Source organism: Brachybacterium sp. EE-P12, assembly GCF_003711805.1.
Lineage (GTDB): Bacteria > Actinomycetota > Actinomycetes > Actinomycetales > Dermabacteraceae > Brachybacterium.
In genome coordinates this window covers 259,473-281,402 of record NZ_QXCP01000012.1, presented here as the reverse complement: position 1 = coordinate 281,402, position 21,930 = coordinate 259,473, and the positions used below count along the sequence as shown (strand labels likewise).

Here is a 21,930-nt window from a genome sequence, read left to right as displayed (position 1 = left end):
CACTCCTCCATCGGTGCGATGCCCGGACCGTGCGGCCCGGACACCACTATGACGAACGAGGGCGGTCCGGATCGACAGCGTCGGCGAGGAACTTCTCGATCCGGTGACGTCGACCCTCGCGCGGCGCCGCTGCGGAACCGCTGTCAGAGCCGCGGGGTCAGAGGACCGTGAGTCCCTCGAGCATCGTCTCGAGGTCCGCGACCTGCTGGTCATGGCCGAGTGCGGCGCCTCCGTCGAAGGCCGCGGGCCCGTCCGGGGTGTCCACCACGATCACCACGCGACGCCAGGCGTCGGTCGAGTGGAGCAGCGCCAGATCGGAGATGACCACGTCGGCCGAGACGATCCAGGCGTCGTGCCCATCGACCGTGGTGGCCTCGTCGCGATAGTTCCGCAGCATGGCCGGATCGCCGTAGAGCTCCTCGCCCTGCTCGGGCTCGAGCGCGCACAGGAAGATCGCGCGCGCGGCCTCCTCGGCGCCCGGGTAGCCGCCCTCCTCCTCGGGGAACTCGACCTTGCCGACCCCCGCGAGCGTGTACCAGCCCGCCTCCACGGGCTGGTCGGCATGGTGCTGGTCGGTGACATAGGCGCTCTGGTTGCCCCAGCCGGTGCCCACCTCCCAGCCCTCGGGCTGTGGGAACTCCAGGCCGCCGACCCGCACCGCCCCGTCGACCTGCTCGGTGACGGCGCCGCCCTCCTGGGTGGTGCAGGCGGTGCCCGAGGCCGCAGCCTCGGTCGTGGGGTCCTGGTCGCCCGGCGCCGCTCCGCCGCCGTCCGACGCGCCCCCGCCGTCGGACGGATTCGTGCTGCCCGAGGGGTCCGTCCCGTCCGCGGTCTCCGACGCGCTCGTGGTCGGCCCGTTGGTCGGGTCCTCCCGGCCGCCCTTCAGCACGGTCTGGGAGAGCACCAGCGCGATCACGGCGAGGATCACCACCAGGCACCCGCCGCCGCCGAGCAGCAGCGCGAGCAGCGGGCCGCGTCCGGAACCGGCGTCGTCCCCGCCTGTCGGGCCCGGCAGGGTGGAGGGCGGCTCGGAGCCGCTCCCGGCGGGATCCCCGGAGTGCGCAGGTGGTCCGTCCGTGAAGTCGGGCAGCGCGCCGCCGCGCTCGGGCGTGCCGCCGCCGCGCTCGGGCCTGCTGCCGTCCGGGCCGCCGCCTGTCGAGAAGTCGGGCAGCTGCGGTCCCTGACCCGCGCCGCGGTCGTCCATCGTGCGTCCCCTCGTCCCGTGCCTCGCCCCGGTGCCCCCGGAGCCCCCTCCACGTCGTGGGCCGAGGTGGAGCTCGGCGCCGGAGCCACCCTAGCGGCCCGTGCCGGGGCGTCCCAGGCCGGGCCGAAAGTCCCTGCAGGTCAGGGTCGGTGACCACGATCACAGGTCCACCCAGCGAATAAAGCAAGCCCGCAGTGGCGAAAACTGAGCAGGTGAGGCTAGCCTCAGGGGCGTCGTCGGTCGTGCATCCCCCGCGGACGCCGCCGACGGTCCCGGACCCCGTCGAGAGAAAGACTCCCCATGACCTCCTTCACCCGCCGCAGCTTCGGCGCCGTCTCCGCCGTCGGGGCCCTCGGCCTCGCCCTCACCGCCTGCGGCAGCGGGACCGGCGCCGGGACCGGGGCCTCCGACACGGGCGGCGCGGCGGGCGAGAGCCTCGAGGTGGAGGACAACAACGGCACCCAGACCGTGCAGGTCCCGCCCGCCTCCGTCGTCGCGACCGACAACCGCACCTTCGAGACGCTCTCCGACTGGGGCGTGACCCTCACCGCCGCGGCCCGCACGCTCATGCCCACGACGATCGACTACAAGGACGACGAGTCGATCATCGACCTCGGCAACCACCGCGAGCCCGACCTCGAGGCCGTCGTCGCCGCCGAGCCGACCCTGATCATCAACGGCCAGCGCTTCTCCCAGTACCACGACGACTTCGTGAAGTACGCGCCCGACGCCGTCGTGCTCGAGCTCGACCCGCGCGACGACGAGCCCTTCGCCGACGAGCTCAAGCGCCAGGTCGCCGTGCTCGGCGAGATCTTCGAGAAGCAGTCCGAGGCCGAGGCCCTCGGCACCGATCTCGACGCCGCCATGGAGCGCGTGAAGAGCGCCTACGACGGCTCCTCCACGGTCATGGCCGTGAACACCTCCGGCGGCGAGATCGGCTACATCGCCCCGGGCGTGGGCCGCGCGCTCGGCTGGACCTTCGAGGCGCTCGACCTGGTGCCCGCGCTCGAGGTCGAGGGCTCGAGCGACGACCACCAGGGCGATGACATCTCCGTCGAGGCCATCGCCGACTCGAACCCCGACTGGATCCTGGTGATGGACCGCGACGCGGCCATCTCCGCCGACGACCCGGAGTACAAGCCCGCCAACGAGCTGCTGGAGTCCTCCGAGGCGCTGGCCGGCGTCACCGCCGTCGCCGAGGGCAATATCGTCTACATGCCCGCGGACACGTACACCAACGAGTCGATCCAGACCTACACCGAGTTCTTCGAGGAGTTCGCGGACGCGCTCGAGGGCAAGGCCTGATCACGTCCGTCCACGTCGACCGCCGCACGGCGGGCAGGGCCCTCGGGGCCCCGCCCGCCGTGCGGCCTGTGGCCGGTCGGCTCCCGTCGTCCGCCGGTCCCGCCCAGGAGTCCTGATGTCCCGCCCCGTCCCCGCCACGCCCTCGGAGCCCGCCCCGGCCGCTCCGTCGGCGCCGCCGACGGCCGCCCCGCCGACGCGACGCCGGCGCGACCGCCTGATCGACGGCAAGCTCATGATCGGCATCGTGCTGGTCGCGCTGCTGCTGCTCGCCTCGCTGCTGACCGGCGTCTACGACGTCTTCGGCGCCGACGACGGCGCGCAGATGTTCGCGATCACCCGCATCCCCCGCACCATCGCGCTCGTCCTCGCCGGCGCCGCGATGTCGATGTCGGGGCTGATCATGCAGCTGATGACCCAGAACCGCTTCGTCGAGCCCACCACCACGGGCACCACCGAGTGGGCGGGGCTGGGGCTGATCCTCATGATGGTGCTGGTGCCGGGCGCGGGCCTGCTCGAGAAGATGAGCGTCGCGATCGTGTTCTCCTTCGTCGGCACGATGGTGTTCTTCCTGTTCCTGCGGAAGGTGACGCTGCGCAGCTCGCTGATCGTGCCGATCATCGGCATCATGCTCGGCGCGGTCGTCGGCTCCGTCTCGACCTTCGTCGCCCTCCAGTTCGACGCGCTGCAGAACCTCGGCGTGTGGTTCGCCGGCTCCTTCACCTCCGTGCTGCGCGGCAGCTACGAGGTGCTGTGGATCGTGCTGATCGTGGGGATCGCGGTGTTCCTGGTCGCGGACCGCCTCACCGTGATCGGCCTCGGCGAGGACATCGCCACCAACGTCGGCGTGAACTATCAGCGGGTGCTGCTGCTGGGCACCGGGCTCGTCGCGATCGCGACCGGCGTGGTCACCGTGGTGGTGGGGAACCTGCCCTTCCTGGGCCTGATCGTCCCGAACGTCGTCTCGCTCATCCGCGGCGACGACCTGCGCTCGAACCTGCCGTGGGTGTGCCTGCTCGGCATCGCGATCGTGACGATCTGCGACCTCATCGGGCGCACGATCATCATGCCCTTCGAGGTGCCGGTCTCGCTGATCCTCGGGATCGTCGGAGCGGTCGTGTTCATCGCCCTGCTCGTGAGGCAGCGTCGACATGTCTGAGCGCCTCACCACCTCCGCCGGCAGCCCGTCAGGGAACGCCCCGCGGCCAGACCGCACCCACAGCTCGCACCGCGAGCGGCACCGCGGCGGGGAGCGCCGCCTGGAGGCCGTCGTCGAGGAGGCCACGAGCCCCGAGATCAGCACCTCCCCGGGTGACCTCGTCGGCGACCTCGAGGTGATCGGAGCCCCGCGCCGGCCACGCAGCAGCGCGGGCGCCTTCCCCGACGCCCGCTCCCGGCGCCGCTACTGGCTGGTGTTCGCCGGGCTCGCCGTGCTCGCCGCGGCCTCCGGCTACGGCCTGCTCGCGGCGGACAACCCCATGCCCGCCGGCTCCCGCGGCTTCTGGCTGATCGCCGAGATGCGCGCGACCTCGCTGGTGGTGATGGCGGTGGTCTCCTTCTGCCAGGCGATCGCGACGATCACCTTCATGACCGTCACCAACAACCGCATCATCACCCCCTCGATCATGGGCTTCGAGTCCCTGTACACCGTGATACAGACCAGTGCGGTGTACGTCCTCGGCGTCGCTGGGGTGGTCGCGCTGCAGGGCACCACGCAGTTCCTGCTGCAGGTCGTGGCGATGGTGGGGCTCTCGGTGCTGCTGTACGGCTGGCTGCTGCGCGGCAAGTACGCGAACATCCAGGTCATGCTGCTGGTGGGCATCATCATCGGCGGCGGCATGGGGGCGGTGTCGACCTTCATGCAGCGCCTGCTCACCCCCAGTGAGTTCGACGTGCTCACCGCGCGCCTGTTCGGCTCGGTGACCAACGCGAGCTCCGAGTACCTCCCCTACGCGATCCCGCTGGTGCTCGTGGCCGGGCTGCTGATCTGGGCCAGCGCCCGCACCCTGAACGTCATCTCCCTCGGACGGGACGTGTGCATCAACGTGGGCGTGGACCACGGCCGCCAGACCATCTACATGCTCGTGCTGGTCTCGGTGCTCATGGCGGTCTCGACCGCTCTCGTCGGCCCCATGACGTTCTTCGGGTTCCTCGTCGCGACGCTGACCTTCCAGCTCGCGGGCACCCACGACCACCGCCGCCTGCTCCCCATCGGGGTGCTCACCGGCTTCGTGGTCCTCGCCGGCGCCTACTTCGTGATGAACCACGTGTTCTATGCGCAGGGCGTCGTCTCCATCATCATCGAACTCGTCGGCGGGAGCGTGTTCCTCGCCGTCATCATGCGGAAGGGACGCCTGTGATCACCCTCGACGCGGTGCGCAAGCAGTACCGGTCCAGCACCGACACGGTCGACATCGGCCCGCTGGACCTCGAGATCCCCGCCGGCGGCGTCACCGCCCTGGTGGGCCCCAACGGTGCGGGGAAGTCCACCCTGCTGACCATGGTGGGGAGGCTGAACGGGATCGACGAGGGCGCGATCGAGGTGGCCGGCTACGACGTCACCTCCACCGCCTCGAAGGACCTCGCGAGGATCCTCTCGGTGCTGCGACAGGAGAACCACTTCATCACCCGGCTCACGGTCCGCCAGCTCGTGGGCTTCGGCCGCTTCCCCTACTCCAAGGGGCGCCTGACGGCGCTGGACGAGCAGAAGATCTCCGAGGCGATCGACTTCCTGGACCTCGAGCATCTCGAGGACCGCTATCTCGACCAGCTCTCCGGCGGGCAGCGCCAGCGCGCCTATGTCGCGATGGTCCTCGCCCAGGACACCGAGTACATGCTGCTGGACGAGCCCCTGAACAACCTCGACATGCGCCACAGCGTGCAGATGATGGGACGCCTGCGCGACGCCGCCCGCGAGCTCGGCCGCACCATCGTGGTGGTGCTGCACGACATCAACTTCGCCGCCCACTACGCCGACCACATCGTCGCCATGAAGGACGGGGGCGTGGTCGAGTCCGGACCGGTCGCGCGGATCATGGACGGCGAGGTGCTCAGCCGTGTGTTCGACACCCCGGTGCAGGTCATCGAGGGGCCGACGGGCCCGCTCGCGGTCTACTACTGAGGGGACCCGGTTCCTCCTCGTCCACCGAGTGCTGCATCTGGACCGCTATGACGGCAACTTAGCGGTCCAGATGCAGCACTCGGTGCCGACGGGGGCACGGCCCGGGGGCGGACGAGCGGAGGAGGACGTCAGCACCCGTCGAGACGCAGCGCCCGGTCAGAGCATCTCGTCGTGCATGATGTCCTCCTCGCGGTCCTCCTCGTAGCAGGTGACCGCGAAGACCGACAGGGTGGCCCCGTTCCGGGCCGCGCTCGACCACAGCATCTGGGCCTCGTTCAGGGAGCTCGTGGGCGTGTCCGGCAGCAGCAGGCGGAAGTCGCGGCACTGGTCGAGGCCGTACACGTCCGCCGCGTATTCGATCTCGAGGTCACCCTCCTGCGACGTGCCGCTGGACGGGGTGGTCAGCTCCAGCTCCGCGAGGTCCAGGGCGTAGGTGGTCTCGTCGATCTGCTCCCCGATCTCGAACCGCCCCTCGAACTCGGCGAGATACTGATGTGCCATGCCCGGTTCCGAGCCCCCGCCCGCGTCGGTGTCATGGAAGCTGCCGGTGAACGTGCCGTCCGGGCCCATCTCGTAGTACGTCGCCCAGGCGCCCGCGCCCGAGGAGAACAGGAAGGTCTTCCCCTCGAGCTCGGCGAGGAGCTCGGTGCCGCCGTCGCCGAAGTCGAGCTCGGGCAGGTCGGGCTCGATGCTCCCGGGATCGGTGCCGTCCGGGAAGGTGTGCTCCCACAGGGTCTCCTCGGCGACGGTGGCCTCCGCGAACGACTTGTCCACGATCGTGACCTCGAGGGGGACGCCCGCATCCTCTAGCACGGAGAGGATCCGGGGGAAGGCCGCGAGCTCACGCTCGAGGTCCAGGCCGATCGAGAACGAGCCCTCGAGGTCGAGGAAGCGACTGCCCGAGGTGGTCAGCTCCAGGGAGCGTTCGCGGGCGCCCTCGGTCACGGCGTCCTGGTCGCTGAGCGAGAGCGCACCGCCGTCGGAGGCCTCGAACGTGCCCGTGGCGGTCGCCGTCGCGGTCGGCGAGGCGGTGAGGGAGAGGGACATCGACTTGTACAGCGTCAGCGAGGGTGTCACGGCGAGGGCCGCGGTCGCCGTCGAGCTCATCGTCCCGGAGGCCGTCGCCGTCAGGTCGGTCTCCAGCGAGGAGAGCGGGGCGATGCCCTCGCCGCGCTCGAGCGTGAGCCCGGATTCCACTCGGCCCGAGAACGCGGTGGTCTGCTCCAGCTCGCCTTCCGCCTCGAGCGAGAGGCGCGGGGTGAGCGTCACGTCCCCGTCCAGGGTGACGGGGACGGGCCCGAGGGTGAACGTGGTGCGCGCCAGGGGCAGGTGGGCCTCGAGCTCCTCGTCGACCGTCGCGATCTCACCCTTCACGCTGCCGGTGAGCTCGAGCTGGGCCTCGGCCGTGCCCAGCAGCGAGGTGCTCATGGTCCAGTCGCTCTCGTAGAGGGAGCCGGCGGTGGTCAGGACGCCGTCGAGGGTCTTCGCCTCGTCCTCGGAGAGGATGCCGGTGGCCCCCATGAGGTCGACGGCGTCGAGGCCGACGCCGATCACGCCCTCGGGCTTGTAGACGGCGCTGTACGCGATCCGCACGCCGAGCTTCGCCTCGCAGGTCACCGAGGCGTCGAGCTTCGTGGATCCCGTCAGCGTCCACAGGCCGTCGGCCGAGGTGGTCTCGGTGTCCTCGGAGGCCAGCGGGATCTCCTCGAGGTCCTCGTCGCAGGTGTGCGTGATCAGGTTGTACGTCTCGTCGCTGTCGAGCTCTCGCGGCTCGCCCGCCGATCCGTCCGTCCGCGGTCGGGGTGCGAGCGGGGCCGCGCCGCCGACAGGCACCCCCGACGCGCCGGCGCCGCCGGCTCCTGCCGCACCACCCGCGGGGACGCCCGTCGCAGCGCCGCCCCCGCCGACCGCCGTCCCCGCGGTGCCCGTGGACAGCTCCTGCTCGTCGCCGTCTGCGTCCCGCTGGACGACCGCATCGGAGTCGGTGCGGTCCAGGACCAGGTCGAAGTCTCCCTGGAGGATGACGTTGCCGAGGGTCGCGGGGCCGAGCACCGTCAGCCAGCGCCCCTCCTCGTAGCGGATCGCGAGCACCTGCCCGAGCACGCCCTCCGGCAGGGTGTCGGAAGCACCCGCGACCACGGCATCGCCGATTCCGTAGCTCGGTGCGTCCGCGGAGGAGAGCACCGCCGCGCTCTCCTCGGTCATGCCGCCCGTCTCCTCCTCGGTGAGGATCCTCGCCTGCGGTGAGAGCACCACCTCGTCGTCGGCGGGCACGGTCACGGTGCCGTCCCAGGTCGCGGTGGCCGTCGTCCCGCCGACGTCCTCGGCGGTGACCACGACCTCCGTCGGCCCGCTCGTCGAGGGGATGACGTCCTGGTGCCAGGTGCCGCCGTTGCCGTCGAGGCGCAGCGCGGCACCGGCGGCGACCTGCTCGCCGTCGATCTCGACGCGGATCGCCGCGATCCGATGCGGGGCGCGGAACGTCCCCGAGAAGCGGAGCACCCCGTTCTCGGCATCCGCCTCGAGCTCGGGGAAGGAATCGATCGTGACGTCGACGTCCTGGCCGGCCAGGACCTCGTGCGGCTGCACGATCGCGACGGGCAGGAACTCCGCCTGCACGTCCACGTCGGCCGACAGCTCGGGGGAGTTCCCGTCGACGATGACCAGCTCGCCGGCGCGCTCGGCCTCGGCGGTCACGGCGGTGCCCTGGTGCTGGGCGTTGTCGTCGTAGGTGCTGGTGATCGAGCCGGCCGCACCGGAGTCGGGGGAGAGCAGCCCGATCATCGCGGTGGCGTGCAGATCGCCGAGGTCCACCTCCGCGGGGGCGTCCGGTGCGAAGGAGAGGTCCTGGGGTGCTTCGCCCGCGAGCCCCATCACGGCACCGGCGGTGGTCGAGTCGCCGCCGGCGCCGGTCCGGGCGGTGCCGTCCGTCGCCGTCACGTGGCCGATCACGTCGATCCTCAGCTCGCCGGGACTCTCGGCGGAGAGGGTGATGACGTCCTCGGCCGTGGCGAGCACCGAGGTGGTCGTGGAGGTGCCGGCGGGGAACCGCACCGTCTGCTCGGACAGGGTCACGGCGGCCGGCTCGTCGAACGTCGCGGTGAGGCGGGCGAGCACGTGCGGGGTCCCCTGAGGTGCGGCGTAGCCGTTGACGTGGACGTCCATCGCGGTGGTGAGGTCCTCGGAGCCCACCCCGTCTTCCGTGTCGACGACCGTGACGGGGGCGGGGAGCAGGCGCAGCGATCCCGCGGTGTCGGCATCGCCGTCGAACAGCGCCAGGACCTCGAGGTGCACCGAGATTGCGGCGGAGGAGCCCACCGTGATCGCCCCGTCCCGGACGGGGACGAAGGTGGTCGCGGACACGGTGCCGCTGCCGCCGGCGGCGGTGAGGAAGGCGGAGCCGCCTTCGGACAGCTCGACGTCCTCGGCGGGATCGACGCTCGCGCGGACGAGCGCGGTCCCCTGCGCGTCCGAGCCTGCGACGTCGATGTCGGCGGTCCCGGCGGGCAGGTCCACGTCGGCCTCGGCGGGGGCGTCGGAGTCGTCGGGCTCGGACCCGGAGATCTCGGTGCTGCCCATGTCCGCCACGGCGCGCGAGGGTCCCGGACCGTTCCCGCCCAGGGCGATCACGCCGATCACGACCGCGAGAGTCACGACCGCCGCGCCGACGATCACGAGCAGGCGGCGGAGGCGTCGAGGGGCCGGGGCCTGCGCCTCGCTCATGCCGTCACCGGCGACGTGACGCCGCCCTCTCCCGTGTCGGTCCGGACTGCTGCGGCGTCATGCATCGCGCGCTCCCCTCTCGCTCACCCCTGTGCGCACGACCCCCGTGCACCGGTCGAGTCTCGCCCATGCCCCGGCCTCGGGGAAACGCCGCCCGAAAGACGGGCGCTCCCCGCGCGGACGGGGCCGCCGACGCTCGGTCGATGGCCCCGCACGGTCAGCGGCTCACCTGCTCGCCGGGTCCGTCCCGCCGCGGCCGTCCGCGCGGTCCAGCGCGTCGATCGCCGCGACCTCGTCGGCCGTGAGCGTCAGCTCGACCGCGGCGAGGTTCTCGACGATCCGCGAGGGCGTCACCGACTTCGGGATCGTCACGATGCCGTGGGCGAGGTGCCAGGCGAGCACCACCTGCGCGGGGGAGGCGCTGTGCGCCTCGGCGATCGCGGTGACCGCCGGGTTCTCGAGCAGGTCCGACTTGCCCTGGCCCAGCGGCCCCCACGACTCGGTGAGGATCCCCTTGTCCTCGTGGATCGCGCGCAGCTCGCGCTGCTGGAAGTAGGGGTGCAGCTCGATCTGGTGGATCGCCGGGACGACCCCGGTGGCCTCGATGATCTCCGCGAGCTGCTCCTTCGGGAAGTTCGAGACGCCGATCGAGCGGACCAGGCCGCGCTCCTGCAGGGCGATCAGCGCCTTCCACGCCTCGACGTACTGCCCCTGCGAGGGCACCGCCCAGTGCACGAGGTAGAGATCCACGTAGTCCAGGCCGAGCCGCTCGAGGGACGCCTCGCACGCGGCGATCGCGTCGTCGAAGGCGTGGGCGTCGTCCCACAGCTTCGTGGTCACGAACAGCTGCTCGCGCGGGATCCCGGACTCGGCGATCGCGCGGCCGACGCCCTCCTCGTTGCCGTAGATCTTCGCGGTGTCGATGTGGCGGTAGCCGGTGGCGAGGGCCTGCGCGGTGACGTCGGCGGCGATGTCGGGATCGACCTTGAACACGCCGTAGCCGAGCTGCGGGATCGGCCGGCCGCCGCGGAGGTCGAGGGCCGGGACGACGGGATGCGATGTGGACATGGAGCTTCCTCTCCTCGGGGTCGTGACCAGCCTACGGTGCGCCGGAGTGCGCTTGCCCGAGTGTGAACGCCGCGCCGTCGACGTGCCTGCCCTCCCCGTCCGCCACCGACGTGCGCCGAGTGCTGCATCTGGACCGTTATCACGCTGTCGTAGCGGTCCAGATGCAGCACTCGGTGCAGAGCCGCTGCCCCGAGCACAGGATCCACCGAAAGGACGATGGAGGATTCTGACGGCACGTCATATCGTGGAGGCATGACGACACCGAGCCCCTCCCGGCACGGGGCCACGGCCGAGGCCGCGACCCCGTCACCGTCCTCCGCATCCACGACCCCAGACCACGCAGCCCCGTCGGCCGCGCTCTCGACCCCGGACCCCCACCGCTGGAAGGCCCTCGGCGTGCTCGCCGCGGGGCTCGCGCTGATCGTGATCGACGGGTCCATCGTCGCCGTGTCCCTGCCGACGATCATCTCCGACCTCTCCCTCGACCTCACCGACGCCCAGTGGGTCACCACCAGCTACGCGGTCGTGCTGTCCGCGCTGCTGCTGATCGCGGGCCGGCTCGGCGACCGGCTGGGCAGGCGTCGCCTGCTGATCGCCGGGGTGGGAGTGTTCGTGCTCGCCTCGGTGCTCGCCGCGCTCTCGAGCTCCGGCGGCACGCTGATCGCGGCGCGCCTGCTCCAGGGCGTCGGCGGCGCGGCGATCCTCCCGTCGACCCTCTCGAGCGTGAACGCGACCTTCCGCGGCCGCGAGCGCGCCGCGGCGTTCGGGGTGTGGGGCGCGGTGATGGCGGGCGCGGCTGCTCTCGGTCCGCTCCTCGGCGGCTGGCTCACCAGCAGCTTCTCCTGGCCGTGGATCTTCGCGGTCAACGTGCCGGTGGGCATCGCGGTGATCGCCGGCGCCCTCGCCTGGGTGCGGGAGAGCCGCGAGGAGGGCGACGCGGGCAGGACGGCCGACGGCAGGACGGTCGACGACGGGACGGCCGACGGCGGGGCCTCGTCGCGGCTCGCGGCGCGGCGCGGGCTCGACCTGCTCGGCGCGGTGCTCAGCGCGGGCGCGCTCGGCCTGCTCGTCTTCGGCATCATCGAGGCGACCACGCTGGGCTGGTGGGGCGAGCAGGCACCGCTCGCCCTGGGCGGGCGCGAGCTGCACGGCCCGGCCGGCCTCTCCCTCGCCCCGCTGGTGCTGGCCGCGGGACTGCTGCTGCTCCTCGCCTTCGTGCTGTGGGAGCGCCGCCGCGGAGCCCGCGGCCAGGCGGTGCTGCTGGACCTCGACCTGTTCCGCCTCCCGGCCTTCGCCTGGGGCAACGTGACCGCCGGCGCCGTGGCGGTGGGGGAGTTCGGGCTGCTGTTCGTGCTGCCGCTGTATCTCGTGGACGTCCAGGGCCTCGGCGCCCTGCAGTCCGGCGGTGTGCTCGCCGCGATGGCCGGCGGGGCGTTCCTCTCCGGCACGCTGGCCCGGCATCTGGCCGCGGCGATCGGCGCGCCCGGCACCGTGCTGGTGGGGCTCGGTCTCGAAGTGGTCGGGGTGGGCGTGCTCGCGCTCGTGCTCGCCCCCGCCTCGCCCGTGCTGCTGCTGATCGGGATCCTCGTGGTCTACGGGCTGGGCCTGGGCCTCGCCTCGGCGCAGCTGACCTCGACCGTGCTCGCCCCGGTCCCTCCCGAGCAGTCCGGGCAGGGGTCGGCCACGCAGTCCACCGTGCGCCAGCTCGGCACGGCGCTGGGCACCGCGGTCTCCGGTGCGCTCCTGGCCGCCGGGCTCTCCGCCCGCACCGACGACCTCACGGGTCAGGCGGCCGGATTCGGACAGCAGCTGACGGACTCGGCCGGCTCGATCCTGCCCGCGCTGCGCGGCCAGGGCATGGCCCCGGGCGTCATCGACCAGCTCGAGCTCGTCTTCACCGACGGCGCGCGGATCGCGATGGCCGGGGCGGCCGGTTTCCTGCTGCTGGGGCTCGTCGGCGCCCTCGCCGTGCGCCGGGCCGCACAGGGCGCGGCCACCGTCCCGTCCGGAGACTGACGGATCCGCCTCCCGGGGCCGCACCCGCCCTCCCGCCCTCCCGCGCCCCCGCGCACCCGCCCTCCCGCCCTCCCGCGCTCCGAGTGCTGCATCTGGACCGCTATCACGCTGTCATAGCGGTCCAGATGCAGCACTCGGTGCGGATCAGCCGGGCAGGTCCGCTTCACGGCCCGCTCATCCGGTTCGGCCCGCCGGCCCCGCCGGCCCCGCCGAACCGCCCTCCCGGCCGGACGCGCACCCACAGCGCGTCCCCCTACGATGTCCTCATGACGTCGCCGAGCACGGGACGCCGGCGGTGACCCCGGCGCGGACCTCCCGGCTGATCCCGCTGGGCCGACCGGTGCCCACGGAGCCGCCGGGCTACGACCACTCCCGCGGGCACGTCCCGCGCGGCCGCCGCTTCGAGCTCTACGCCCTGCTGGACAGCCTCTTCATCGCCGCGGGCGTGGTGGTCTCGATCTGGCTGGCGCTGCTGTACCTGGTCGAGGGGTTCTCCCTGACCCCGGTGCGGCTGCTCTACCTGCTGGGCTTCTGGATCCTGCTGACCTACATCACGCTGCCGCGGCTGCACCAGCTGATGACCTGGATCTACCTGCCGGACTACTTCCTGGGCCGCACCCGCACCACGGAGGGCGTGCTCTCGGACCCGATCAACATCGCGCTGGACGGTCCCGAGCGGGATCTGCACGTGGCGATGCGTCGGGCCGGCTGGGTGCTCGCCGAGGAGCGGACGCTGTCCTCGGCCTGGTCGATGGTGCGCTCCACGCTGCTGCGCCGCTCCTATCCCTCCGCTCCCGTCTCGGACCTGTACCTGATGGGGCGCAGGCACGACTTCACCTATCAGCAGGAGGTGGGCGGCACGACGGCCAAGCGCCACCACGTGCGCTTCTGGCGGGTGCCCCGCGGCTTCGTGCTCCCGGGCGGGTACCGCTCGGACTGGCTGGCGGCGGCGTCCTACGACCGCGCCGTCGGCTTCTCCTTCTTCACCCTGCAGGTCACTCACCGCATCGACGAGAACATCGACGTCGAGCGCGACTATCTCGTGGACACGATCCGCTACGCCGATCCGGAGGTCGAGGTCGAGCTGATCGAGGAGTTCTCCACCGCGTACCACGATCGCAACGGGCAGGGCGACCGCATCAGCACCGACGGCGACCTGCCCGTGATCGACGTGGCCGGGGCCGCCTCGCGCTCGGACGGCGCGAGCGCGATCATGCTCCCGCGCCACCGTCCCACCGGCAGCTCCGTCATGAAGGCCCGTGCCCGGGCCGCGACCCAGACGGCGCTCAGCGCGACCCGCTTCCCCGGCCGACGCACCGAGGTCGCCGACGAGCTCACCGCCCAGTGGCACGGGACGGTCGACGACGTCCACGAGGTGCTCGCCCGGGCCGCGGACCACCACGTCCCGCCGCCGTCTGTCGTGTTCACGGGGCTGCTCGTGCTGCTGCAGGCCGTGCTGGTGGGGATCTCATGGTTCGCGATCGGCACCGGCGTCGACCCCACCGTGCGCTTCCCCGACGCGGCGCTCGTGCTGCCCTCGACGGAGGCGATCTGGGGAGCCTCGGCCTTCGCGCTCGCGCTGCTCCTCCTGCAGGCCGGGGTGCTGCGCCGCAGCCGCTGGGCGCGGATCGCGCTGATGGCCCTGTTCACGGTCGACGCCTTCGCGCGCCTGGTCGTGACGAGCACCGCGGGCGGCGACGTCGCCCACTCGCTGCTGGTCGGCGCGGGCGCCTCGGCGCTCGGCGTGATGGCGATCAGCTCCGACGCCTCCCGGCAGTGGGTCCAGACCCTGCGCCTGGACGCCCGCCGGCACGACGACGAGGGCGACGGCGACGACGAACACGACGGCCACGACGAGCACGACGGCCACGACGATGACGACGGCGACCGCGGGCAGCGCCGCGCGGACGCAGGTGCTGTGAGCGCGGTCACCGCACGGTAGAGTGCCTCCACCGTCGTCCGGGGATCCCCTCGGCGGTGGGCGTCCGTCGCCCGCCGGCCGCTCCTCGACGGCGGCTCCTGTCCCTGTCTTCCCCGGGAGGAATCCCATGAGCGAGCCCCACGAGACCGCCCCGACCGCCGCCGGCGATCCCGGCGCCGCCGGCGATCCGTCCACCGGCTCCGACCAGCCCGAGCTCAAGAAGGCGATCACGCCGAAGCTCCTGCTGCTGTTCATCGTCGGCGACATCCTCGGCACCGGCGTCTACTCGCTGACCGGCAAGGTCGCCGGCGAGGTCGGCGGCGCCGGCTGGCTGCCGATCCTCATCGCCTTCGCCGTCGCGATGGTCTCGGCGCTGTCCTACGTCGAGATGGTCACCAAGTATCCGCAGGCGGCGGGTGCGGCGCTGTACGTGCACAAGGCGTTCGGCATCCACTTCCTGACCTTCATGGTCACCTTCGCGGTGCTCTCCTCGGGCATCACCTCGGCCTCCACCAGCGCGATCTTCCTCGCGGAGAACGTGCTGAAGGCCTTCTCCCTCGAGGAGCCGCTGGGCGATGCGGCCGGGATGGTCACGACGACGATCGCGCTGGCGTTCCTCGTGCTCGTCGCACTGATCAACCTGCGCGGCGTCTCCGAGTCCGTCAAGGCGAACGTCGTGCTGACCTTCATCGAGCTCTCGGGTCTCGCGCTGGTGATCATCGTCGGCTTCTTCGCCATCGGAGAGGGCAAGGCGGACCTCTCGCGGGTGGTGCTCTTCGAGACCCAGGACGAGAAGGGCATGTTCATGGCGATCATCGGCGCGACCGCCCTCGCGTTCTTCTCGATGGTCGGCTTCGAGGACTCGGTGAACATGGCCGAGGAGACCGTCGATCCGGTCAAGAACTTCCCCCGCGCCCTCATCACGGGCCTGTCGATCACGGGCGTGATCTACGTGCTGATCTCGATCCTCGCCGTCGCGGTGGTGCCGATCGGCCAGCTCACCGAGTCGACCACCCCGCTGCTCGAGGTGGTCAAGGAGGGCGCCCCGGCGATCCCGATCGACACGATCTTCGCGTTCATCTCGATCTTCGCCGTCGCGAACACGGTGCTGATCAACATGATGATGGCCTCCCGCCTGCTGTACGGCATGGCGAAGCAGGCCGTGCTGCCGGGCTTCCTGCGCGGCGTGCTGAAGGGGCGTCGCACCCCGTGGGCCGGCATCGTGTTCTCCACCGTCCTCGCCGTCGCGCTCGTGCTCTCGGTGCGCTACGTGCTCGCCGAGGACACCATCGCCGCGCTCGGCGGCACGACCGCCCTGCTGCTGCTGACCGTGTTCGGGCTCGTGAACATCTCCGTGCTCGTGCTGCGCAAGGACAAGGTCGACGTGCGCCACTTCCGCACCCCGACCGCGCTCGCGGTGATCGGTGCGATCACATCCTTCGCGCTGGTCTCGCCGATCGCGCAGCCGACGCAGAACTACGTGATCGCCGGCGGGCTGCTGCTCGTGGGCCTCGCGCTGTACGTGATCACCTGGTTCTACAACAGCGCGGTGCGGGCCCGTCGCACCCGGTTCCGCCATCCCGACGACCTCGGCAGGGACTGACCCCGCCCCGTCCCGCCTCGTCCGATCCCGTCCCGGTCCCTGTGACCCGCACCCCGAGGGAGACCCGATGACCACGATCCTGCTCGCGTACGTCCCCAGCGCCACGAGCGAGGCCGCCTTCGCCTTCGCCGTGAAGGAGGCGGAGCGGCGTCACGCCTCGCTGCTCGTGCTCGCCTCCGAGCGCGCCCCCGATCCGCGCAAGGCGCGCGGCGTCACCGACAAGCGCCCGCTCCAGGAGCGGCTGGAGGAGACCGGGCTCGGGTTCGAGCTGCGCACGGTCCCCAGGCGCGACGACCCGGCCGACGACATCCTCGACGCCGTCGAGCACGACGACGTCGCGCTGGTGGTGCTCGGCATCCGCAAGCGCACACCGATCGGGAAGATCCTGCTGGGGTCGACCTCGCAGCGGGTCGCGATCGAGTCGCCCGTGCCGGTGGTGCTCGTCAAGCCCGAAGGATTCGTCGCGCCCGCGAGGTTCTGAGCGCCGCGCCCGTCACCCAGAGTTCACGCGGAGGTTCCCCGAGGGAGGGGAGGCCCTCATCTTTCTGGCGCATCGTCATCTCGTCCCGCGCGCCGCTGCGCCGGGAGCGATGCACACCAGAGAAGGAGCCTCCCCCATGGCACTGCTCGACCTCCCCCTCCTGATGAAGGATGCGGTGCGCGGCAAGCGCTCCGCGGTGACCTGCCAGCTCAAGTGCGCCAGCCAGTGCGCCTTCGGCGAGTGCAACAGCTCCGACAACCCCACCTTCCGCGACATCGCCTCGAGCGCGCTGACGCGCCGGGCCGTGCTCGGCGGCTCCACCGCCGCCCTCGCGATCGGCCTGGCCGGCACCCAGGGCGCTCTCGCGCACCCTGCCGCCGGCAGGCAGGACGGGACCGGCAGGGGCCGTGTCGACCGTCGGCCCCCGAACGGCACCAAGCTCACCTTCACGCCGATCGAGCCGGTCCCGGCCACGGTCGACGAGCTCACCGTCCCCGAGGGCTTCGCCTGGCATCCCGTGATCCGCTGGGGCGACCCGCTGTTCGACGACGCGCCCGAATTCGACTGGGACGCCCAGAGCGCCGAGGCCCAGAAGCGCCAGTTCGGCTACAACAACGACTACACCGAGATCCAGGAGCTCCCGGGCACGGACGGCCTGCGTGCGGTGATGTTCGTGAACCACGAGTACACGAACGAGAACATCATGCTCCCGTCCGGGACCGACGCCGAGGAGGCCGTCGAGATCGGTCGCGCCGCCCACGGCCTCACCGTCGTCGAGCTCGAGCGGAGCAGCCGCACCGCCCCCTACCGCTACGTGCGCGGCGCGGAGCTGAACCGCCGCATCCTGCTGGACGACGAGTTCACCCTCACCGGTCCCGCCGCCGGCAGCGAGCTGGTGCGCACCGTCGAGGATCCCGAGGGCCGCACGGTGCTGGGCACCCTCGGCAACTGCGCGGGCGGCCTGACCCCGTGGGGCACCCTCGTCTCCGGCGAGGAGAACTTCCACGCCTACTTCCGCTCCGCCGGCACCTCCGAGGCGGAGCAGCGCTACGGCCTGCGCGACGCCGCGACCGCCCGCGGCTGGGAGAACGCCCACGACCGCTACGACGCCCGCAACGAGGGCTACGAGAACGAGGTCAACCGCTTCGGGTACATCGTCGAGGTCGATCCCTTCGACCCCACCTCCGCTCCGCGCAAGCACACCTCGCTGGGCCGCTTCAAGCACGAGGGCGCGAACATCATCATCGCCGAGGACGGCCGCGCGGTCGCCTACTCCGGCGACGACGAGGTCTTCGACTACCTGTACAAGTTCGTCTCCCGCGACCGCTACGTCGAGGGCGACCGGGAGCACAACATGACCCTGCTGGAGAACGGCGACCTCTACGTCGCGAAGTTCACCGGCAACTCGCCCGAGAGCGAGATCGACGGCTCCGGCGCAGTCCCCTCCGACGGCGCCTTCGACGGCACGGGCGAGTGGCTGCCGCTCGTGGTCGACGGGGAGTCGGCGGTCGAGGGCTTCACGGTCGAGGAGGTGCTGGTGCACACCCGCCTCGCGGCGGACGCCGTCGGCCCCACGAAGATGGACCGCTGCGAGGACGTCGAGCCCTCGCTGCACTCGCGCCGCGTGTACGTGGCCTGCACGAACAATTCCGGCCGGGGGACCGAGGGGAAGGCCCCGGCCGACGAGGCGAACCCCCGCACCGAGAACCGCGACGGCCACGTCGTGGAGATCGACGAGCAGGGCGACCAGACCTCGACCACCTTCGCGTGGAACCTGCTGCTGGTCTGCGGAGACCCGGCCCAGGGGGACCAGACCTACTTCTCCGGCTTCCCCGCCGATCAGGTCTCCCCGATCTCCTGCCCGGACAACCTCGCCTTCGACTCCGTGGGGAACCTGTGGATCTCCACCGACGGCGCCCCCTCCGGCATCGGCTACAACGACGGCCTGTTCCGCGTCACCCTCGAGGGGGGATCCCGCGGTCGCGTCGAGCAGTTCCTGTCCGTCCCGGTGGACGCAGAGACCTGCGGCCCGATCGTCCGCGACCAGGACCGCAGCGCCTTCGTCTCGGTGCAGCACCCGGGCGAGGACGGGGAGTGGGGAGCCCACACCTCCTTCTTCCCCGACTTCGACGGCCGCGGCCCGAAGCCGACGGTCGTGCAGGTGCTGCGCGCCCCGCGCTGAGCCCCGCCGCCCGGGCGGCGTGATCCGCTCAGCTGACGTCGCCCCAGCCGGCGCGCGGATCACGCCCCTCGGGCGACTGACCGGCGCTCCCGAATTCGTCGCCGTCCCCGGCCTCGTGCGCCCGGCGTGCGTACATCCGGTTCCGCGGCAGGAGGATCGCTGCGCCGAGCACGGCGGCGAGGACCGAGGCGGTCAGCACCCCGACCTTCGCCTCGTCGTACATCGGATCGCCCGCCGCGAAGCTCAGCTCGGAGACCAGCAGCGAGACGGTGAAGCCGATGCCCGCCACGGCCGCCATCCCGAGCATGTCCACCCAGCGCAGGCTCGCGTCGAGCGTCGCGCGGGTCAGGCGCGTGAGCAGGAACGAGGTGCCGACGATGCCCACGATCTTGCCGGCCACGAGTCCGACGACGATGCCGAGCGCGACCGTGGACTGCCAGGCCTCGAGCAGCCCCGTGAACCCGCCGACGGCGACGCCGGCGCTGAAGAACGCGAAGACGGGCACCGCGATCGCGCTCGAGAAGGGACGCAGCCGGTGCTCGAGGGTGTGGGAGAGCGAGTGCTGCTTCCCGTACTCGGAGATCCCGCGGGTGGGGACCAGGAAGGCCAGCACCACGCCTGCGATCGTCGCGTGCACGCCGGAGTTCAGGAACAGCACCCAGGTGATCACCGCGAGCGGCAGCAGCAGCGCCCACGCGGTCCAGTAGTGCTTCTTGAACCAGGCCTCGCGCCGGTTCGTCAGCCACCAGAACGCCCCCAGCGGCACGAGCGCGAGCGCCAGGAAGCCCAGGCGCAGGTCGGAGGTGTAGAAGATCGCGATGATCGTGATCGCGATGAGGTCGTCGACGATCGCGAGGGTCAGCAGGAAGGTGCGCAGCGCCGTCGGCAGCGAGGAGCCCAGCAGCGCGAGGATCGCGACGGCGAAGGCGATGTCGGTCGCAGCGGGGATCGCCCAGCCGCCTCCCGATCCCGCAGGGCCGGCGAGGTTGATGAGGGTGTAGAGGATCGCCGGCACGGCGACGCCCCCGAAGGCCGCTGCGATCGGCACGAGCGCCTTGGCGGGGGAGCGGAGGTCGCCGACGACGAACTCCTGCTTCAGCTCGAGCCCGGCGAGGAAGAAGAACACCGCCAGCAGCCCGTCGGAGGCCCAGTGCCCGATCGAGAGGTCCAGCGAGAGCGGGCCGAGCTCGAGGCCGACGTGGGCGTCGCGCACCCCGAAGTAGGCATCCGCGAGCGGCGTGTTCGCGCACAGCAGCGCCAGCACGGTCGCCAGCAGCAGCAGGGCGCCGCCGGGGATCGCGCGGGTCACCCACTCCTCGGCGGGATGGCGCACGCGGAAGGTGCCGTGCTCACGGCGGGACGCCGCGGTCGAGGACGGGGTGGTGGTCATGGACGTGTCTCCTGCGGGTCGGGGTCGATGTGCAGCGGGGCCCCGTCGGCGCGGATCAGTCCTGCGCAGGGGCCTCCGGGGAGGGGCGGCGGTCGGCGCGGCCGAGCACCTGGGGCGGCGGGGCGGTCGCGTGCCGCAGCACGCGCACCAGCAGCAGTGCGACGACGACGCCGCCGAGCGCCTTCGCCCACCATGCATCGGCGATGAACAGCAGCACCATCGCCAGCAGCACGGGGGCGAGGTACTGGAAGGCGGCGCGGACGTAGCCGAGGAAGGTCGGCATCTTCACGCCGCCGTCCTCGGCCACGGACTTCACCATGAAGTTCGGGCCGTTGCCGATGTAGGTCATCGCCCCGCACAGCACGGCGCCCAGCGAGATCGAGACCAGCAGCGCCTCGGGCACGTCCGCCACGCGCGGCTCGCCGGGGATCTGCGTGGCCATCTCGAAGAAGGTCACGTAGGTGGGGGCGTTGTCCAGCACCGAGGAGAGCCCGCCGGTGAACACGAACAGCGTGATCTCGTTCAGCGGGAAGTTCGGAGCGGCCGCGCGCAGCACCTGCAGCGCGGGCACCATGGTCAGGAAGATGCCGATGAACAGCGCGCCGACCTCCTGGATCGGTGCCCAGGAGAACTCGTTCTCCTGCCAGCGGATCTTCTTCGAGCCCGTGAGCAGCGAGCCGCCTGCGGCCGTGAGCATCACCAGCTCGCGCCAGGGCACCCAGTTCAGGCCCTCGATGTGGCCGTGCGCGACCGCGTCGATGTCCAGCGAGGGGATCTTCGCGACGGCGAGGATGATCAGCGCGAACCAGAGCAGGTTCGGCGCGCCGCCCAGCCGCAGCGGGGCGCGGTTCTCGCTGTCCTGGGCGAGCGCCTCGGGGTTCTCCCGGGCGTGGAAGCGACGGTCCAGCGCCCAGTAGGTCAGCAGCAGCAGCGAGTTCACGAACAGCCACTGCGGGATCAGGTGGAAGGTCCAGGTGAAGGGGACCCCGCGCAGCATGCCCAGGAACAGCGGCGGGTCGCCGAGCGGGGTGAGCAGTCCGCCGCAGTTGGCGACCACGAAGATCGTGAAGACGACGGTGTGCGCCCGGTAGCGGCGCTCGGAGTTCGTGGCGAGGATCGGACGGATGAGCAGCATCGCCGCCCCGGTGGTGCCGATGAAGCTCGCGAGCACCCCGCCCACGGCGAGGAAGGCGGTGTTGGTGCGCGGCGTCGCGGCGAGGTCGCCGCGCAGCACGATCGCCCCCGAGACCGTGAACAGCGCCAGCAGCAGCACGATGAACTGCACGTACTCGATCAGCGCATGGGCGACCAGCTCGGGATGCGCCGCGATCAGCAGCCCGATCGCGACCGGCACGCCGAGGACCAGCGCGTACAGCAGCTGGTTGCGGGGTCGGTCCCACAGGTGCGCCAGCTGCGGCACCAGCGGGAAGACCGCGATGCCGGCGAGCATGAGCACGAACGGGATCAGGGTCCAGACGGGGAAGTCCATCGCGGATCACGTCACCTTCGGGACAGGACGGACGCGGATCCGCCGCGCTCCCGCACCGTGCCCGTGGACGTCGGCGCCTGCAGGAGGAGCGGTCGATCCGCACTCCGACGCACGGGGTGGGGGACTGGAGAACCATACTGGTCTCTTTCGGCATCGCTGACGGGTGTACGGAGGGTGGACCTCCGTGCCGACCAGACTTCCCGGCTCTCCGCGGTCAGTGTCTCACGAGGTCCTGGACGGGCTGCGGCGGTGTCCGGGCCGGACCCGCCCCGGGGCGGGGAGCCGGTTCGGCGGACCGCTCCGCAGGGCTCTGAGCAGGGAATTTTTTGTCGATGCCACCTGCGCGAACACCGTGTCGGGAAGAGGTACCGGCTGGAAACCGGCGAGGGAGGTCGTTATCGTGACGACGTTTTGCCGACGGGGCGCCCGC

The 21,930-nt window shown here is 71.7% G+C and carries 14 protein-coding genes; 9 read left to right on the top strand and 5 right to left on the bottom strand.

Annotated elements, in window-relative coordinates; translation table 11 throughout:
- Nucleotides 1–157: 157 nt before the first annotated feature.
- Nucleotides 158–1,204 carry a hypothetical protein gene (locus D1648_RS17140; protein WP_122943801.1) on the bottom strand — a complete coding sequence of 349 codons (1,047 nt, stop codon included), beginning with the start codon at nucleotides 1,202–1,204 and terminating at the stop codon, nucleotides 158–160.
- A 300-nt stretch (nucleotides 1,205–1,504) separates the two neighbouring features.
- On the opposite strand from D1648_RS17140, the gene D1648_RS17135 reads away from it, so the two are divergent.
- From D1648_RS17135 to D1648_RS17120, 4 genes are all read left to right on the top strand, one after another.
- Nucleotides 1,505–2,509: a siderophore ABC transporter substrate-binding protein gene (locus D1648_RS17135; RefSeq protein ID WP_122943800.1), complete on the top strand. Its 1,005-nt coding sequence runs from the start codon at nucleotides 1,505–1,507 to the stop codon at nucleotides 2,507–2,509.
- Between the two features lie 115 nt (nucleotides 2,510–2,624).
- Complete coding sequence (locus D1648_RS17130; RefSeq protein ID WP_122943799.1) at nucleotides 2,625–3,665, top strand: iron chelate uptake ABC transporter family permease subunit; 1,041 nt, start codon at nucleotides 2,625–2,627, stop codon at nucleotides 3,663–3,665.
- A complete protein-coding gene (locus D1648_RS17125; protein ID WP_122943798.1) occupies nucleotides 3,658–4,866 on the top strand; it encodes an iron chelate uptake ABC transporter family permease subunit in 1,209 nt (402 codons plus the stop codon). The genes D1648_RS17130 and D1648_RS17125 overlap by 8 nt, the downstream gene beginning before the upstream one ends.
- Nucleotides 4,863–5,627, top strand: a complete 765-nt coding sequence (locus D1648_RS17120; RefSeq protein WP_122943797.1) for an ABC transporter ATP-binding protein — start codon at nucleotides 4,863–4,865, stop codon at nucleotides 5,625–5,627. The genes D1648_RS17125 and D1648_RS17120 overlap by 4 nt, the downstream gene beginning before the upstream one ends.
- Before the next feature lie 156 nt (nucleotides 5,628–5,783).
- Here the strand turns inward: D1648_RS17120 and D1648_RS17115 are convergent, their stop codons facing one another.
- Together D1648_RS17115 and D1648_RS17110 are read right to left on the bottom strand one after the other, a co-directional pair.
- Nucleotides 5,784–9,350: a hypothetical protein gene (locus tag D1648_RS17115; RefSeq protein ID WP_122943796.1), complete on the bottom strand. Its 3,567-nt coding sequence runs from the start codon at nucleotides 9,348–9,350 to the stop codon at nucleotides 5,784–5,786.
- A 225-nt stretch (nucleotides 9,351–9,575) separates the two neighbouring features.
- Nucleotides 9,576–10,418 (bottom strand): aldo/keto reductase, encoded by an 843-nt coding sequence (locus tag D1648_RS17110; protein WP_122943795.1) that lies wholly within the window; start codon nucleotides 10,416–10,418, stop codon nucleotides 9,576–9,578.
- A 252-nt stretch (nucleotides 10,419–10,670) separates the two neighbouring features.
- Here D1648_RS17110 and D1648_RS17105 point away from each other — a divergent pair, with 252 nt between their 5' ends.
- The 5 genes from D1648_RS17105 (at nucleotide 10,671) to D1648_RS17085 (ending at nucleotide 18,621) form a co-directional block, all read left to right on the top strand.
- A complete protein-coding gene (locus D1648_RS17105) occupies nucleotides 10,671–12,434 on the top strand; it encodes an MFS transporter (protein ID WP_122943794.1) in 1,764 nt (587 codons plus the stop codon).
- A 295-nt stretch (nucleotides 12,435–12,729) separates the two neighbouring features.
- Nucleotides 12,730–14,376: an LssY C-terminal domain-containing protein gene (locus D1648_RS17100; protein WP_122943793.1), complete on the top strand. Its 1,647-nt coding sequence runs from the start codon at nucleotides 12,730–12,732 to the stop codon at nucleotides 14,374–14,376.
- Nucleotides 14,377–14,482: 106 nt separating this feature from the next.
- The gene (locus tag D1648_RS17095) at nucleotides 14,483–15,958 is read left to right on the top strand and encodes an APC family permease (protein ID WP_122943792.1); all 1,476 of its coding nucleotides are present in this window, start codon (nucleotides 14,483–14,485) and stop codon (nucleotides 15,956–15,958) included.
- A 67-nt stretch (nucleotides 15,959–16,025) separates the two neighbouring features.
- Nucleotides 16,026–16,439 carry a universal stress protein gene (locus D1648_RS17090; RefSeq protein ID WP_122943791.1) on the top strand — a complete coding sequence of 138 codons (414 nt, stop codon included), beginning with the start codon at nucleotides 16,026–16,028 and terminating at the stop codon, nucleotides 16,437–16,439.
- A 136-nt stretch (nucleotides 16,440–16,575) separates the two neighbouring features.
- Complete coding sequence (locus tag D1648_RS17085; RefSeq protein ID WP_122943790.1) at nucleotides 16,576–18,621, top strand: PhoX family phosphatase; 2,046 nt, start codon at nucleotides 16,576–16,578, stop codon at nucleotides 18,619–18,621.
- A gap of 28 nt (nucleotides 18,622–18,649) precedes the next feature.
- Here the strand turns inward: D1648_RS17085 and nhaA are convergent, their stop codons facing one another.
- Nucleotides 18,650–20,011, bottom strand: coding sequence for a Na+/H+ antiporter NhaA (nhaA, locus tag D1648_RS17080; RefSeq protein ID WP_122943789.1), 1,362 nt, complete (start codon nucleotides 20,009–20,011; stop codon nucleotides 18,650–18,652).
- Nucleotides 20,012–20,066: 55 nt separating this feature from the next.
- Entirely contained in the window at nucleotides 20,067–21,500 is a 1,434-nt protein-coding gene (locus D1648_RS17075; RefSeq protein WP_122943788.1) for a sodium:proton antiporter, read from the bottom strand.
- Between the last annotated feature and the right edge of the window lie 430 nt (nucleotides 21,501–21,930).

What these genes read in the sequence shown, in the direction of transcription:
- D1648_RS17140 (WP_122943801.1), bottom strand. Translation starts at nt 1,204, where the DNA reads ATGGACGACCGCGGCGCGGGTCAGGGACCGCAGCTGCCCGACTTCTCG.
- D1648_RS17135 (WP_122943800.1), top strand. Translation starts at nt 1,505, where the DNA reads ATGACCTCCTTCACCCGCCGCAGCTTCGGCGCCGTCTCCGCCGTCGGG.
- D1648_RS17130 (WP_122943799.1), top strand. Translation starts at nt 2,625, where the DNA reads ATGTCCCGCCCCGTCCCCGCCACGCCCTCGGAGCCCGCCCCGGCCGCT.
- D1648_RS17125 (WP_122943798.1), top strand. Translation starts at nt 3,658, where the DNA reads ATGTCTGAGCGCCTCACCACCTCCGCCGGCAGCCCGTCAGGGAACGCC.
- D1648_RS17115 (WP_122943796.1), bottom strand. Translation starts at nt 9,350, where the DNA reads ATGAGCGAGGCGCAGGCCCCGGCCCCTCGACGCCTCCGCCGCCTGCTC.
- D1648_RS17110 (WP_122943795.1), bottom strand. Translation starts at nt 10,418, where the DNA reads ATGTCCACATCGCATCCCGTCGTCCCGGCCCTCGACCTCCGCGGCGGC.
- D1648_RS17105 (WP_122943794.1), top strand. Translation starts at nt 10,671, where the DNA reads ATGACGACACCGAGCCCCTCCCGGCACGGGGCCACGGCCGAGGCCGCG.
- D1648_RS17095 (WP_122943792.1), top strand. Translation starts at nt 14,483, where the DNA reads ATGAGCGAGCCCCACGAGACCGCCCCGACCGCCGCCGGCGATCCCGGC.
- D1648_RS17090 (WP_122943791.1), top strand. Translation starts at nt 16,026, where the DNA reads ATGACCACGATCCTGCTCGCGTACGTCCCCAGCGCCACGAGCGAGGCC.
- D1648_RS17085 (WP_122943790.1), top strand. Translation starts at nt 16,576, where the DNA reads ATGGCACTGCTCGACCTCCCCCTCCTGATGAAGGATGCGGTGCGCGGC.
- nhaA (WP_122943789.1), bottom strand. Translation starts at nt 20,011, where the DNA reads ATGACCACCACCCCGTCCTCGACCGCGGCGTCCCGCCGTGAGCACGGC.
- D1648_RS17075 (WP_122943788.1), bottom strand. Translation starts at nt 21,500, where the DNA reads ATGGACTTCCCCGTCTGGACCCTGATCCCGTTCGTGCTCATGCTCGCC.